At 33.1% G+C, this 15,030-nt stretch carries 11 protein-coding genes; all 11 read right to left on the reverse strand.

Annotation, left to right across the window (positions count from 1 at the left end; all coding sequences use genetic code 11):
* Window positions 1-564, reverse strand: coding sequence for a helix-turn-helix domain-containing protein (locus ACM55H_RS15150; RefSeq protein WP_416837406.1), 564 nt, complete (start codon window positions 562-564; stop codon window positions 1-3).
* A 400-nt stretch (window positions 565-964) separates the two neighbouring features.
* The gene (locus ACM55H_RS15155; RefSeq protein WP_416837319.1) at window positions 965-1,495 is read right to left on the reverse strand and encodes a hypothetical protein; all 531 of its coding nucleotides are present in this window, start codon (window positions 1,493-1,495) and stop codon (window positions 965-967) included.
* Between the two features lie 23 nt (window positions 1,496-1,518).
* Window positions 1,519-1,995, reverse strand: coding sequence for a hypothetical protein (locus ACM55H_RS15160; protein ID WP_416837320.1), 477 nt, complete (start codon window positions 1,993-1,995; stop codon window positions 1,519-1,521).
* Window positions 1,996-1,998: 3 nt separating this feature from the next.
* Window positions 1,999-2,676 carry a peptidoglycan DD-metalloendopeptidase family protein gene (locus ACM55H_RS15165; protein WP_416837321.1) on the reverse strand — a complete coding sequence of 226 codons (678 nt, stop codon included), beginning with the start codon at window positions 2,674-2,676 and terminating at the stop codon, window positions 1,999-2,001.
* A gap of 100 nt (window positions 2,677-2,776) precedes the next feature.
* The gene (locus ACM55H_RS15170) at window positions 2,777-3,040 is read right to left on the reverse strand and encodes a hypothetical protein (RefSeq protein ID WP_416837322.1); all 264 of its coding nucleotides are present in this window, start codon (window positions 3,038-3,040) and stop codon (window positions 2,777-2,779) included.
* 139 nt (window positions 3,041-3,179) lie between these two features.
* Window positions 3,180-5,588: an alpha-ketoacid dehydrogenase subunit alpha/beta gene (locus ACM55H_RS15175; protein WP_416837323.1), complete on the reverse strand. Its 2,409-nt coding sequence runs from the start codon at window positions 5,586-5,588 to the stop codon at window positions 3,180-3,182.
* Window positions 5,589-5,774: 186 nt separating this feature from the next.
* Window positions 5,775-8,522: a gluzincin family metallopeptidase gene (locus ACM55H_RS15180; protein WP_416837407.1), complete on the reverse strand. Its 2,748-nt coding sequence runs from the start codon at window positions 8,520-8,522 to the stop codon at window positions 5,775-5,777.
* Between the two features lie 191 nt (window positions 8,523-8,713).
* The gene (locus ACM55H_RS15185) at window positions 8,714-9,442 is read right to left on the reverse strand and encodes an LOG family protein (RefSeq protein WP_416837324.1); all 729 of its coding nucleotides are present in this window, start codon (window positions 9,440-9,442) and stop codon (window positions 8,714-8,716) included.
* 272 nt (window positions 9,443-9,714) lie between these two features.
* Window positions 9,715-10,194, reverse strand: a complete 480-nt coding sequence (locus ACM55H_RS15190) for an endonuclease domain-containing protein (protein WP_416837325.1) — start codon at window positions 10,192-10,194, stop codon at window positions 9,715-9,717.
* Window positions 10,195-10,301: 107 nt separating this feature from the next.
* Window positions 10,302-13,133, reverse strand: coding sequence for an excinuclease ABC subunit UvrA (uvrA, locus tag ACM55H_RS15195; RefSeq protein ID WP_416837326.1), 2,832 nt, complete (start codon window positions 13,131-13,133; stop codon window positions 10,302-10,304).
* Between the two features lie 87 nt (window positions 13,134-13,220).
* Window positions 13,221-15,005: a chloride channel protein gene (locus ACM55H_RS15200; RefSeq protein ID WP_416837327.1), complete on the reverse strand. Its 1,785-nt coding sequence runs from the start codon at window positions 15,003-15,005 to the stop codon at window positions 13,221-13,223.
* Between the last annotated feature and the right edge of the window lie 25 nt (window positions 15,006-15,030).

The following is a 15,030-nucleotide window of genomic DNA, read 5'->3' on the forward strand; positions in this document are numbered from 1 at the left end:
TTAATTATTTATATCATTAGAATTTCCAATGTCTTCAATTGGATTTCTTCTTTTATCCTTCAATTGTTTGAAATGCGAAGGGGATAAACCAGTAACTTTTTTAAACTGACTAGAAAGATGCGCTACACTGCTATAGTTCATTTTCCAAGCAATTTCAGTAATGTTTAATTCACCATAAATAATTAGTTCCTTTATTCGTTCCGTTTTGTGAGAAATTATAAATTGCTCAATTGTAGTTCCTTGTACTTCCGAAAACAAGTTAGACAAATACGTATAATCATGATTTAGTTTTTCACTTAGATAATCAGAAAAGTTCACTTTTATGTTTTCAGTAGAATGGTGGACCATTTCAATAATCACATTTTTTATTTTCTCAATGAGCATGGCTTTCTTATCATCCATTAATTCTAGCCCAGAATTCAAGAGCGCTGATTTAAGTTTTTCACGTTGATCCATAGAAATAGCTTCCATGATTTCAACTTCGCCTAAATCAACAACAATGAAATGTAGTCCAAGTTTTTTCAATTCCTCTTTTACCGCCATTTTACAGCGATTACTAACCATGTATTTGATATATAGTTTCAAATTATTTTTTTTAACAGATTATGTAAAAATCGGATAAACAGTACTAAAAACACTTACATAACTTTAAAAAAAAGTTGCATAATTCACACATTATTAATTTCAATTTATTTTTAATAATGTAGCCTTCGGTAGGAAAATGAGTAATTAAAAAGGGCTCTGTTTTTGAATAAAATGAACCCATTGGCTATTTTAATTTTTTTAAATTTACGAATAAACGCCGACAAAGACGCATCATTCGAATTTTAATAAAATAATTGTGAGGTTTAGGATCCAATAATCCGCGAATAATTTTAAATAGATTACAGCCCACAGATTCATCAAAGTAATGAATCGTTTAAAGACAAAATACTTTAGTCAGTTATTTTCTGTTATTGAACTGCTATTGATACAAAGTTGTTATTTGTGTAGCTGTATTGTAATTTTTTTTGGTTTTATCGGAAGCTGTCGAAAAGTATGTTTTTCGATTAACAGCAGTAAAATTGCCTATTTGACTGCTAAATTTACTGGCATTTCCTTTAATGTTAAAACGAATCGATTGAATATCGGTAGTTTTCATTTTATTCATTTCTAAAGGAGAAAAGGTGTAATACGATACAATGTTATTTTCTATATTTTCCCTAATCCCTTTATCAGAACATATTATGATGGTATTATCAGTTAAATAAACATAGACTACTCCTGAAATATTAAATGTGGGGTTTGTAGTTGCAACGGCTAATTTTAGGATGCCGCCATTTTCTGTTTTTGCAATTTGTATAGCTGTAATTCCTGTCAAGGCATAATTTTCACAAATAAAATCCCAAGAATTCGTAGCGTGATACAATTTAGAACCTTTAAAACTCAATGTTTCCTGACTGGTAGCAGAAAACGTAAACGTAATTAATAAAATAAGCAGGACTTTTTGATTCATGAATTCAGGGCTATTAATTGAAATTATTTATATTGAAAAGGATCTATCCAATCGAGTGATTTAATAGCCGAAACTTTGTTTTCTTGATTCATTGAAACCCGAAGTTCTTTGTTGGCAACTTTCTTTGTATATAATGCTTTATAACGAAAAATAGTAGTTAGATCACTATTGTTCTTATAGATTTCAACTAGCTGAAGGTCTTTAAAAGTACCATAATATTGACGGAATCTGGTACATGTTTTTGTCAAGCGTTCTTCGGTTGTATTTTTAATTACCGAAGCTGTTGCTTCACTTTCGTTAAAAGGTTTAAACTTAGAAGTGTTACAGGTCATTAAAACCCTTTTTCCTAATTCATAAGCTTTGTCTTTTTGAGATTCACTCACTTCAGAAAATGTTAGTTTGACTAATTTTACTTCCTCAGGTTTAGGTGCAGTAACAACGGTTTTAGATTTACAACCAACTAGTAAAACAATGCCTAGAATGAGAATTATTTTTTTCATAATTTATGTAATTTTTAATAATAAGTTAGGATCAGGACAATTTTCTAAATAATAATCCAGATCATTTTTGCTGCAAACTCCAGGATAATCGCCAAAATTAGCTCCGATATTTTTTATAATCTGAAAATGTAAGTGAGGTGCATAATCTCCATTAATTGGTGAATTCCCCAAAGTTGCTATTTGTTGTCCTTTTTTAACAATATCTCCAATTTCAATTTTAGTAATACTTTCTAATGAAAGATGGCCGTACAAAGTATAAAAATTTTTATTTTCTATTTTGTGTTCTAAAATAATGGTTGGACCATAATCTCCCAAACCTGCATTATAATTAAAACTATGAATAGTTCCATCAACTGCTGCTAATACAGGAGTTCCAGCTTTTATCCATAAATCTAATCCAATATGAATATTTCGCTCTTCGGATTTAGTATCATTAAAAACAGCGCTTCGTTTGTATAAATTACGCTCTTCATTATAACCTCCAAATGCGACTTTTGCTCCGCTTGTTGTTAAATAATTTTCGATATATCTTTCGAAATCAATAGCATTACCAATATCCAATTTTAATAATTCAGGATTAAAAGTTGATAAATCTAAAGAGATATATTTTTTATAATCAATGGACTCATCTATTACTTTGACATTTTGTATGCTTTTCAAAAGAGTTTCCAAAGTGTTCATTTTCTATTATTTTTAATAAAGTTTAAATTTAAAATAAAAAATGCCAACATAAATAATTTATGTTGGCATTATAACTTTTAATTAAGAGAATAATCGAGTATTATTTTTTGATCTCAATTTTTGCTTCACCACCCGAAACAGTAACACTCGTTTTAGTTGTTCCATCTTTGGTACTAACATTTACACCATCAGTACCTACTTTTATAGAAGTACTATCTTTCGCTTCTCCTGAAACTGCTGGAGTGGATGGTGTAGATGCGCTAGATGTTTCCACTTGTGGCGCAATAGGATTGTCGTCTTTTTTCTTGCAGGAAACAATCGTCATAATCGAAAGTGCTCCTAAAATTAGTGTTATCTTTTTCATCTTATTTTTTTATTATGGTTATTGACTAATGAATTGATTACCAATTTAGTATTTTAATTTTTTATAAACAAACGATTGATTAAGATTCAAAAAAAATCCCAACTTCAAGTTGGGATTTCGATTTATAAATAATTATGTTTTAATACAAACTTGGGAACTTCGAAGGATTTACCTCATTCATCATTCCATATACTTTTTCGAATATATCTTCTGCAGATGGTTTAGAGAAATAGTCACCATCTGTGCCATAAGCTGGTCGGTGCGCTTTTGCAGTTAATGTTTGCGGTTTGCTGTCTAAATAAGTATAGGCATCTTGTTGTTCTATAATTTGTTGTAAAATATATGCCGAAGCACCTCCAGGAACATCTTCGTCGATTACTAAAAGACGATTCGTTTTGGCTATGCTTTTTACCACATCTTGATTAATATCAAATGGTAATAATGATTGTAAATCGATTACCTCGCAATCAATGCCTACTTCAAGAAGCTCTTTTGCGGCTTGTTGTACTAATCTTAAGGTTGATCCATAAGAAACTAAGGTAATGTCAGTTCCTTCTTTCAACGTTTCAACAACGCCAATTGGTGTTTTAAATTCGCCGTAATTTAAAGGCATTTTTTCTTTTAATCGGTAACCATTTAAACATTCAATCACTAAAGCAGGTTCATCACATTCCAATAAACTGTTATAAAAACCGGCAGCTTGTGTCATATTTCTTGGAACCAAAACGTGAATTCCTCTTATAGCATTTATTATCATTCCCATAGGCGAACCAGAATGCCAGATTCCTTCTAATCGATGACCACGTGTTCGTATGATAAGTGGTGCTTTTTGTTTTCCTACGGTGCGGTATCTTAATGTTGCTAAATCGTCACTCATGATTTGAATAGCATACAATAAATAATCTAAATATTGAATTTCGGCAATAGGGCGTAAGCCTCTTAAAGCCATTCCAATACCTTGACCAATAATTGTTGCTTCACGAATTCCGACATCGGCTACACGAAGTTCTCCATATTTTTCCTGCATTCCTTCTAAACCTTGGTTTACATCACCAATATTTCCGGCATCTTCACCAAAAATTAGTGTTTCAGGATATTTTGTGAAAATAGCATCAAAGTTATCACGTAAAATCATGCGACCGTCCGTATCTTCTTTTGCATTTTCAGAATATTCAGGTAAAACTTTTTCTGCTGAGAATACATTTAAATCTGTTTCAGAAAATAAGTTGCTACTGAATTTTTGTTGGGTTTTATTGGTATACGAAGTGATCCAAAGAGACAATTCCTCTTTACCTTTTTCGTTCATTGCTAAACGCAACACTTTTCGGGCAGTTACCAGAATCTCTTTTTTCAAAGGTGATTTTATACTGTTTAAATCCGTAATCAGTTTTAGTATTCTTTCTTTGTTTTTACTTGTTTCTGCTATTTTTTGTAATAAAGAAACAAGCTCTTTTTGTTCTTCAATTATAGGTTCAATGAAAGCATTCCAAGCTGCTTTTTTAGCTTCAAAAACGTCTTTCTTAGCTTGTGAATCAATTGCTTCAATTTCTTCTGGAGAAGCAACATTGATGGCAATCATCCACAGTTTCATTTGGCGAAGACAATCAAAATCTTTTTCCCATGCCAATCGATTCGAGTCTTTATATCTCTCATGAGATCCTGAACTGGAATGTCCTTGAGGTTGCGTTAATTCGTTTACATGAATTAATACTGGAATGTGTTTTTCACGAGCTATACTTGCCGCTTTTTCATAAGTAGCAATTAATTCGGCATAATCCCAACCTTTTACTTTTAATATTTCAAAACCGTTGGTATTATTCTCTCGTTGGTATCCTTTTAATATTTCAGAAATACTTTCTTTAGTGGTTTGATATCTTGCATGTACTGAAATGCCATATTCATCATCCCAAACACTCATAACCATAGGTACTTGTAAAACACCGGCTGCATTTATAGTCTCAAAAAATAGTCCTTCTGATGTACTTGCATTTCCTATTGTTCCCCAGGCTATTTCATTACCCTCTACAGAAAAATTTGCTGCGTTGGTAATTCCTGAAACTTGTCGGTATATTTTTGATGCTTGCGCTAATCCTAGTAATCGTGGCATTTGCGCTGCAGTAGGAGAAATATCTGCGCTTGAATTTTTTTGTTTAGTTAAATCTTTCCATGATCCGTCTTCATTCAAACTATGTGTTGTAAAATGGCCTCCCATTTGTCTTCCTGCTGACATCGGTTCTTGTTCAATATCTGTATGGCCATATAAACCGGCAAAAAACTGTTGCATGGTTAATTCGCCTATTGCCATCATAAAAGTTTGGTCGCGATAGTATCCAGAACGGAAATCTCCATTCTTGAACGCTTTTGCCATAGCTAACTGGGGCACTTCTTTACCATCCCCAAATATTCCAAATTTAGCCTTTCCAGTCAATACTTCTTTACGTCCTAGCAGGCTGCATTCTCTGCTTATAGTAGCTATTTTGTAGTCACTTAATACTTCAGTTTTGAAATCTTCAAATGTCAGGGTAGTATTATTTTTTTCTTTTATCATAATTGAAAAGTATAACTTTGTGCTGCAAATTTAATTAAAAACTAGCTATTTTCATAATTCATTAAAAAAAATATAATTTAATTATTAGTAGTCAATTTCTAATTAGCATATGTATTTTTTAATTATCTGTATCTAAAAATCTATTTTTTAATGAATAATGTAATAAATAGTGATTTTTATCTTTAATTAGAACCATTTTCGATTAAAAAGATTGATTAATGTTTTGGGAGAGAATGTAACCACAAATCGAATTTTTTCGTTGTAATTATTTTGTCCAATTTCCCATCCATTATTTGAATAAATTGGAAAATACAATTCGAAATAGTCCGTTACCAGATTCAGACGAATTCCACTATCGTATACGAATTTCTCATTTTGTTTTCTGTTTTTAATAAGACCAATGTCGCCATATACTTCCATCCAATTCCAAATATTGAAACTTCCGTTCAAAGTAGTAATCCATTGATTAGCAAAAGGAGTGTTTAGTTTTGATTTAAAGCCACCTTCAGCCAATATGAATTGTTGACTAAAAAAACCACTGTTTTCAGATCGTCCATAATAGTTGTAATCAAAGAGATAATCAGTAGGTCTGTCTAATGCAAAACTAAAAAAGTCTGAAGCGGTTCTATTATATAGAAAACTACCGGCATAAAGGCGTAAATTTATTTGAAAGTTGTTTTCAAATAATTTTCGATATTCAAATTCAGTGGCAACTTTTCCAAATTTACTTGATAGTTGTAAATCTGAGGTAAAGTTAAAATGATTGGTTACTTCAGTTCTTGTGTTGATGTATTTTGCGTCAAAAACGGAGTAATTCTCCGTTGAATTGTCAATCACTAAAGCACTTTTTTCTCTATTTACTAATACTTGGCGAAATAGTATTAGCTGTTTTCTATTGTCTCTAAAGTTCTCTTCTCTAATTCGTAATTGTACCGATGGATTTATCTTCAGGTAAGCGGCATCCGGAGCATAATGAAAATAAGAACCAGAAACCGAATATCTTACGTTGTAAAGTGTGCTGTTTCTGTAATTTTGATTTACGACCAATGCTGCTGAACCGGTCAGATTATTTGTTTTTGAAGAATAAGCCGGATTGATATCGAATATAAAAGGTTTGTCTAAAATAGTTTTGTTATGTAATCGCAATCCCGGTGAAAAGCCGTCATATAAATTATACGTTAGTGTGGGTACATATAAAATTTGATTGTAATACGGATCTTCTAAATCCTTCATAAAATTAAATTTTATAGGTCGATTGGTGGGATAAAAACCTTTCAATGATTTCCAATTGTTTCTTAAATTGTATTCTGGAACTTCATTATTGTAATTTAAAACGATTTTATCTGCATTTTTTCTTTCAATGGTAAAAGTACTGTCCGTTTCATTGGCATCAAGCCATTTTTTAAAAACGATTTCTCCCTTTTTTACTCCATAAATAGGAACAGGAACTGAAACATTGGTTTTGTTTTTTACTGAAAAAGTAATACTGTCTTTGGTTTTTGAGACATCAGTAAATTTGTAATCAATGATTTCACGGGAACCAATTATGGTTTTAAAAAACCAGTTAATATCTTTATCAGCATTGGATTTTAAGATCCTTTCAAAATCAGTTCTCGAAACTTGTTTTTCCTTATTTTCAATGTAGAATTGACGAATGCTATTGTTTACTTCATCATGTTCCAGATAATCATCCAGATATCTAAAACTCAATCCGGCACGGTATTTACTGGCAATTTGTTCGTTGAATTTTATCAAACTATTTTTTGGATCTCCAAGTGGCTGATCTAAGTTTTTTCGAGCCATAAGCATATAAAAATAGCTGTATTGCTCATTAAAACTTAAGTTGGTTAAGTTGTAGCTTTTTAATAATCGAAGCTTAGAAACACTTCCAAACATCTTCGTGTTAGGATGATTTTCATCAATATATTTCATCATGGTATAAACCTGAATTCCATCATAAATCCAGTTGTCTTTCCTTGGATCTAAACGCAAACTAGTCTTTAAATAGGAATTCAAATAGGTTTTCAAAAATTTAATCTCGAATATAAATTCATCTGTGAATGGACTTAAAAAAGAAGGCAATTGGTTCAATCCATAAAAAGGATTTCTCTCATAATCAGTTTGAGAAACTATTATTTTTTCATGTGGATATTTCCCAACAAGCGTATTTACATAATCCATAACACGATCAACAATAATTGCTTTTTGTATATCACTTATTTTATTTTCTTTCAAATTAGTCAGTACTTCATTGTTATTCTTTTTGAAGCTGATGAAACTGGTTTTTGGTTCTACAAAAAGACTAAAATCAGTTCGGTTGTTTCCAAACAATTTATAGTTTAAAAAATCCCCGGTCTTATTTGGCAAACTACTGTTTAAATCAGAAGTAACTTCTAAACCTACAGGTATTTTCAAAGTAATATCATAACTAGAAACCGCATTGGCAATATCATCTAAATTGTTGTTGCTGTTTCGGATAAAATTATGGTTTTCATAACGAGCAGGAGTAAGAAACCAGTTTTTAAGATTCATTTCGCCTTTATCATTAAACCCGTATTTAGTGAATTTATCGCTTGGTATTTTCGTGATATAAGTGAGATGTAAAGTAGTCTTTTGATTTGGAAGTAGTTTTTGCCTTAATTTAACTTCAATATAATCTGGATTTTTCTCTGTTCTTTCCCATGAAGCGAATAATAGATTTGCATCAATAATGGTTAAATTATTCGTACTTCCTCGTTCTTCTTCTTTAGCCAAATGAAAACCTCTGTAAAATTCATCCGAAAAACGTTTCGCCAGAGGAGTATTTTTATCAGAATACGCATTGTTCCAATCATTCAACACAATTGAAGTTAATGTGTCATTCGATTGATTGAAAAAAGTGATTTCTTGCTGAATATTCAATGTTTTGTTTGCTGAATTCAACTCAACAATCATTTTAGAATGATGTTGCGCGTATTGTTTTACTGATGCCAATAAAACAAGGGTATAAACGGCAATTTTATAGAATGATTTCAACTTCTGGGGCTAAATTTATTAAAAAAATAAATATACTTTTTTTTAAATAAAAATAGTAAGAAAACTAACAAATTAACATAAAAAAAGCTGTTGTTTAGACAGCTTTTCAATTAAAAATTAGGAGTTAAATCGTATTTTTTATAGAATTTATCCAAGACATCAACTACTTCATCTTCAGTATCGACAATTTTAAATAAATTCATATCTTCGGCACTTACCGTATGTTCTTTTTCTATTAAAACCGTTTTTATCCAATCAATCAATCCAGCCCAAAAGCTGGTGCCAACCAATATTATTGGAAATTTTGCAATCTTTTTCGTCTGAATTAAAGTTATTGCTTCAAATAATTCATCCATAGTTCCAAAACCTCCCGGCATCACAACAAAACCTTGGGAATATTTTACAAACATCACTTTTCGAACAAAGAAATAATCAAAATTTAGGTTCTTATCTCCATCAATATAAGGATTATAATGTTGTTCAAAGGGCAATACTATATTCAATCCCACCGAGGTTCCCCCACCAAGATGCGCCCCTTTATTTCCCGCTTCCATAATTCCCGGACCACCACCAGTAATCACGCCATAACCGGCTTTACTGATTTTGTAAGCAATTTTTTCAGCTAGTAAATAATATTTATCTTCCGGTTTTGTCCTGGCTGAACCAAAAATAGTCACACACGGACCTATGCGACCCATGCTTTCATAACCATTCACAAATTCGGCCATAATTTTAAAAATTGCCCAACTGTCATTGGTTCTTATTTCGTTCCAAGTTTTTCTTTTCAGTCTGTCTTGGATTACTTTATCCTCGTCATTGTCAAAATCTTCTAATCTCATATTCTCTATTTTAAATCTTGTTTTTTTGAAGCTATTTCCAGCTATACGCTTTATCTTTTCCTTGCTGGCAGCAGCAAGGAAAAGGATGCCGTTTCAATCTGGGCTAGTGCTCCCAAATACTAAAGTACCTCTTTTTTCAAAAACTACGCTCTATAACTCTTCTTAATTTTTATAATTTCTTCAGGTGTTCCTTTAGCTACAATTATTATGTCTGCTTTTCCCCTCTTTTGGAGGGGTGCCCGGAGGGCGGGGTGGTTTTATTGTAGAAATTTTCAGATATTAGTCGCTTTATTTCCAAATTCTACAACAATATATTTCTCTAATTCCGTCATCACATTACTCAAATCATGTTTTACCCTTAAATCCGAAATTTTATAAACCTTTAATCCTAATGAAAGGAGATAATCTTCTCTTTTTCGGTCGTATTCTTCTTTGTTGTCATGGCTTGATCCATCAATTTCGATTACCAATCCTAGAGTTTTTACATAAAAATCTACGATATAATTACCTATAATTCTTTGTCTGTCAAAATCTATTTTCCAGAATATTCCTTTGTGCACTTGCAACCAAAAAATCACTTCTGATAGCACACCTGCTTTACGTAATGCTCGGGATCTAGCTTTTAGTTTTATGTTGTAGGGTAAGTTTTCGATGAAATTTCTATAAATAGGCTGTGTGTTTATATAAGCCGTTATTTCCTTGTCATTTTCCATAATCCTTGTTTCTATTCCCCTCCAGAGGAGGGGTGCCATTTATGGCGGGGTGGTTTTTAGGATTCAATTTACAAAAAAATGTCAATTGTAGTGAAAATAAATAAAAACCACCCCGCCCTTCGGGCACCCCTCCAGAGGAAGGGAATTTAAGCCAACTCTTTTTTCAAAAACTGCGCCGTATAACTCTTCTTAATTTTTATAATTTCTTCAGGCGTTCCTTTGGCAATAAGTTGTCCTCCGCCTTTTCCTCCTTCAGGACCAATATCAATAATATAATCGGCTAGTTTAATCACATCCATATTGTGCTCGATAATCAATATCGTATTCCCTTTGTCCACCAGTTTATTTATTACTTCCATCAATACTCTGATGTCTTCAAAATGCAATCCGGTTGTAGGTTCGTCCAAAATATAAAACGTGTTTCCAGTATCTTTTTTAGATAATTCTCCAGCCAGTTTGATACGTTGCGCTTCACCGCCTGAAAGCGTGGTGCTTTGTTGCCCAAGCGTTATATAGCCCAAACCAACGTCCTGAATTGTTTTTACTTTTCTATAAATCTTCGGAATCATTTCAAAAAACGGAACCGCTTCATCCACCGTCATATTCAACACATCCGAAATGGATTTTCCTTTGAATCGAATCTCCAATGTTTCCCTGTTAAAACGTTTCCCTTGGCAAGTTTCACATTCTACATACACATCGGGTAAAAAGTTCATCTCAATCGTTCGCACACCAGAACCTTCACAGGTTTCACAACGCCCGCCTTTGACATTAAAACTAAATCTCCCTGCTTTATATCCCCGAATCATACTTTCGGAGGTCATCGTAAACAGGTTCCTGATTTCGGTAAAAACTTCAGTATATGTTGCCGGATTACTTCTTGGCGTTCTGCCAATCGGACTTTGGTCTATATCAATGACTTTATCGATATGTTCCAATCCTTCAATTTTTTTATAGGGCTGTGGCTTTTTTACGCCGTTGAAATAATACGCGTTCAAAATAGGGTAGAGCGTCTCATTTATCAAAGTTGATTTTCCGCTTCCCGAAACTCCGGTTACACAAATCATTTTACCCAAAGGCAATTCTATCGAAACATTTTTCAAGTTATTTCCTGTTGCCCCGGTCAGTTTTAGAAATTTTCCATTTCCTTCCCGACGTTTTGCTGGAACTTCAATTTTCATTTCACCATTCATGTACATCGCCGTTATGGTATGATGTTTCAAGATTTCAGCTGGTGTTCCTTTGCTGATTATTTCTCCACCATATTTTCCTGCTTTTGGTCCAATATCAATCACATAATCGGCACGTTCAATCATATCCTTATCATGTTCCACCACAATTACGGAGTTTCCAATATCGCGTAATTGTTCGAGAGAATGAATCAATTTGTCATTGTCTCTTTGGTGTAAACCAATACTTGGCTCATCCAGAATATACAAAACACCAACCAATTGCGAACCAATTTGTGTTGCCAAACGGATTCGTTGTGCTTCACCACCAGAAAGTGATTTTGAACTTCGGCTTAAAGCCAAATAGTCCAAACCTACATTCATCAAAAAGTTCAATCGGTCCTTAATCTCTTTGATTACTTCAGTAGCAATAATTTTTTGTTTATCAGATAAATGGTTTTCTAAATCAAGAAACCAAGCTGTCAAATCTGAAATATCCATATCACACAATTCGGTAATATTTTTTTCATTGATTTTAAAGAACATCGCTTCTTTTTTCAAACGGGAACCTTCGCAAACGGGACATTTTATTTCGTCCATAAACTCCTTCGCCCAACGTTTTATAGTTGTAGAACCACTTTCGTCATGTTGGTTTTTTATGAAATGCGAAATCCCTTCAAAATCAATTTTGTATTCTCGTGCAACGCCTAAATCTTTAGAATTGATGGTGAACTTTTCTTTTCCGCCATTCAAAATCATTTCCATTGCTTCCTCTGGAATTGTTTCTATGGCATCCGTCAATTTGAAACCATATTTTTCTCCTATAATTTCTAATTGCTTAAAAATCCATGAGGATTTATATTCTCCTAAAGGAGCAAAACCGCCATTTTTTATGGATAATTTCGGGTTTGGAATAATCTTTTTGGTATTGATTTCGTTTACTGTTCCTAAGCCGTTGCAATGATCACAAGCCCCTTTTGGGGAATTGAAAGAGAATAAATTCGGTTCCGGATTTTGGTATGAAATTCCAGTACTTGGACACATCAGATTTCTGCTAAAAAAACGAACTTCATTAGAATCTTGATCTAAAACCATCAATACATTCTCCCCGTGATGCATCGCCGTGTTGATGCTTTCAGTCAAACGTTTTTCATTTTCTGGAGTATCATCAATCACCATTCGGTCGACAACGATTTCTATGTCATGTGTTTTATAACGGTCTAATTTCATTCCTAAAGTAATATCCAGGATATCACCATTTACACGAACTTTAAGGAAACCTTGCTTGGCAATTTGTTGGAAAAGCTCGGCATAATGTCCTTTTCGAGCGCGAATAACAGGAGCTAAAATATTGATTCGTTTTCCTTTAAAATCCTGAATAATCAAATCTTTGATTTGTTCATCATTATAACTTACCATTTTTTCGCCGGTATTGTAACTGTATGCATCGGCACCACGGGCATAAAGCAAACGCAGGAAATCATAAATTTCAGTGATAGTTCCCACTGTGGAACGTGGACTTTTACTGGTCGTTTTTTGTTCAATGGCAATTACAGGGGAAAGTCCATCAATTTTATCCACATCGGGACGTTCCAATCCACCTAGAAATTGACGCGCATAAGCAGAAAAAGTTTCTACATAACGCCGTTGCCCTTCGGCATAAATAGTATCGAAAGCTAAGGAGGATTTCCCAGAACCGGAAAGACCAGTAATTACGACCAGTTTTTCACGAGGAATGGAAATATCTATATTTTTAAGATTGTGGACGCGAGCGCCTTGAACTTCAATGGTATTGTCTTTGTCTAACATAATTTTTGCAAAAAAGCAAAGTTACCATTTTGATTTATTCTTTCGATAGAACAGTTTAGAAGTTTATGTTAAAAGAAGTATTATAATTTATTCTATCGTCATTGATTTTAGTTTAGCTCTATACGCCTCAAGAGCAATAGATTTGGAAATAAAACCATAATATTTACCCTCTTTGATTACCGGTAGAAAAACAACTTTCGCTTTTTCAAATTTATCCATAACAGTTTCCATAGTATCCTCCGGTGCTATTGTTTCTATTGGCGGAATCATAACTTCTTTTATCAAAGTATATTTTACCCGATAAGGATTGAATATAATTTCTCTGATGGTATTAAAATGTACGATTCCTACCATTTTTAGTTCTTTATCAACGACAGCAAAAATAACTTGATTGGAATGTGAAATTAAATCAACTAATTTTTCTAGATTTTCATCAGGAGAAACGGTTAAATAATCCGTTTGAATGATCGCGTTAGTGTCTAATGTAGAGAGTACATTAGTGTCTTTATTGCTGGTGAAAGCATGTCCTTTTTTGGCTAAATTTTTCACATCCATCGAATGTTTTTCAAATCGTTTTGAAATGGCAAAACTAATAGAAGCAACAATCATTAAAGGAATCATTAAATTATATCCTCCTGTAATTTCGGCAATTAAGAAAATTGCCGTTAGTGGCGCATGAAATAATCCACTTAATATTCCGGCCATTCCCACCATAGTAAAATTACTGATTGGTAGTTTTGTCAATCCGGTAAGATTTAGAAATTTAGAAAAGAAAAAACCGACATAAGAGCCTAAAAATAGGGAAGGAGCGAAGTTACCTCCATTACCACCACAACCTAGCGTAATTCCTGTAGCAAAAACTTTCATCATCATCGTAACGCCAACAAAAGCCAAAAGCGCCCAGCTGTTATTTCTAAATCCCTCAAAGAGCGTATTTTCCAATAATTGCCCGGGATCATTCTCAGATAGTGTTTTAATACTTTCATAACCTTCTCCAAAAAGTGTAGGGAAAATAAAAATTAGAATTGCCAAAACAGAAGCCCCAAAGAATGCTTTTTTATAAGGGGAAAATTTAAGTCGGTGAAAAAAATGTTCTACTCTCTCAAAATTTCTGGAGTAATAAACAGAAATAAATCCGGTTAGTAATCCTAAAACAACATAGAAAGGAATGTTATGATAGTCAAAAGTTTGTTGTTGTCTAAAAGATAATAAAATGGTTTCGTCTAAAGCTATAACAGAGACTAAAGCACCAGTTGCTGCTGCAATCATGATGGGAGTAAATGCTGAAATACTTACATCGACCAACAGAACTTCAATGGCAAACAAAACTCCGGCAATAGGAGCATTAAATGCGGCAGCAATACCAGCGGCTACGCCACAACCAATAAGAAGCGTCCGGTCTTTATAGCTTAATTTATATTTTTGAGCATAATTGGATCCAAAAGCAGCACCAGTAATTACAATAGGACTTTCTAATCCTGCTGAACCTCCTAAACCAACCGTTAGGGAACTGGTTACGATTTGGGCATACATTTGTTTTTTTGGAATAATACTCGCTTTTTTAGCAACAGCATATAAAATTTGAGAAGTTCCTTTTTGAATGGTTCCTCCTAAAACTCTTTTGACAACAAAAACAGTAAGTAGAATACCAATGATTGGCAAAATACTATTGATGAACCCCAATTTTAAAATTCCACTGACATAAGTAGCAAATGAAAATACCCAGTGCGCAAAAGTTTTTAAAACGATTACCGCAAAAGCAGCAGAAATACCAACTAATACTGAAGATAAAAATATAAACTGCTTTGGCGTTAACATGGATTGCGCAAAAGCTATTATGGTTTCTAATTTTGATAAATATTTTTTGAACATTATAATTTTTTAAAGGGGGTGCAAA

The organism is Flavobacterium cryoconiti, assembly GCF_048158645.1.
GTDB classification, from domain to species: Bacteria; Bacteroidota; Bacteroidia; order Flavobacteriales; family Flavobacteriaceae; genus Flavobacterium; species Flavobacterium cryoconiti.

What these genes read in the sequence shown, in the direction of transcription:
- ACM55H_RS15150 (WP_416837406.1), bottom strand. Translation starts at nt 564, where the DNA reads ATGGTTAGTAATCGCTGTAAAATGGCGGTAAAAGAGGAATTGAAAAAA.
- ACM55H_RS15155 (WP_416837319.1), bottom strand. Translation starts at nt 1,495, where the DNA reads ATGAATCAAAAAGTCCTGCTTATTTTATTAATTACGTTTACGTTTTCT.
- ACM55H_RS15160 (WP_416837320.1), bottom strand. Translation starts at nt 1,995, where the DNA reads ATGAAAAAAATAATTCTCATTCTAGGCATTGTTTTACTAGTTGGTTGT.
- ACM55H_RS15165 (WP_416837321.1), bottom strand. Translation starts at nt 2,676, where the DNA reads ATGAACACTTTGGAAACTCTTTTGAAAAGCATACAAAATGTCAAAGTA.
- ACM55H_RS15170 (WP_416837322.1), bottom strand. Translation starts at nt 3,040, where the DNA reads ATGAAAAAGATAACACTAATTTTAGGAGCACTTTCGATTATGACGATT.
- ACM55H_RS15175 (WP_416837323.1), bottom strand. Translation starts at nt 5,588, where the DNA reads ATGATAAAAGAAAAAAATAATACTACCCTGACATTTGAAGATTTCAAA.
- ACM55H_RS15180 (WP_416837407.1), bottom strand. Translation starts at nt 8,522, where the DNA reads ATGATTGTTGAGTTGAATTCAGCAAACAAAACATTGAATATTCAGCAA.
- ACM55H_RS15185 (WP_416837324.1), bottom strand. Translation starts at nt 9,442, where the DNA reads ATGAGATTAGAAGATTTTGACAATGACGAGGATAAAGTAATCCAAGAC.
- ACM55H_RS15190 (WP_416837325.1), bottom strand. Translation starts at nt 10,194, where the DNA reads ATGGCACCCCTCCTCTGGAGGGGAATAGAAACAAGGATTATGGAAAAT.
- uvrA (WP_416837326.1), bottom strand. Translation starts at nt 13,133, where the DNA reads ATGTTAGACAAAGACAATACCATTGAAGTTCAAGGCGCTCGCGTCCAC.
- ACM55H_RS15200 (WP_416837327.1), bottom strand. Translation starts at nt 15,005, where the DNA reads ATGTTCAAAAAATATTTATCAAAATTAGAAACCATAATAGCTTTTGCG.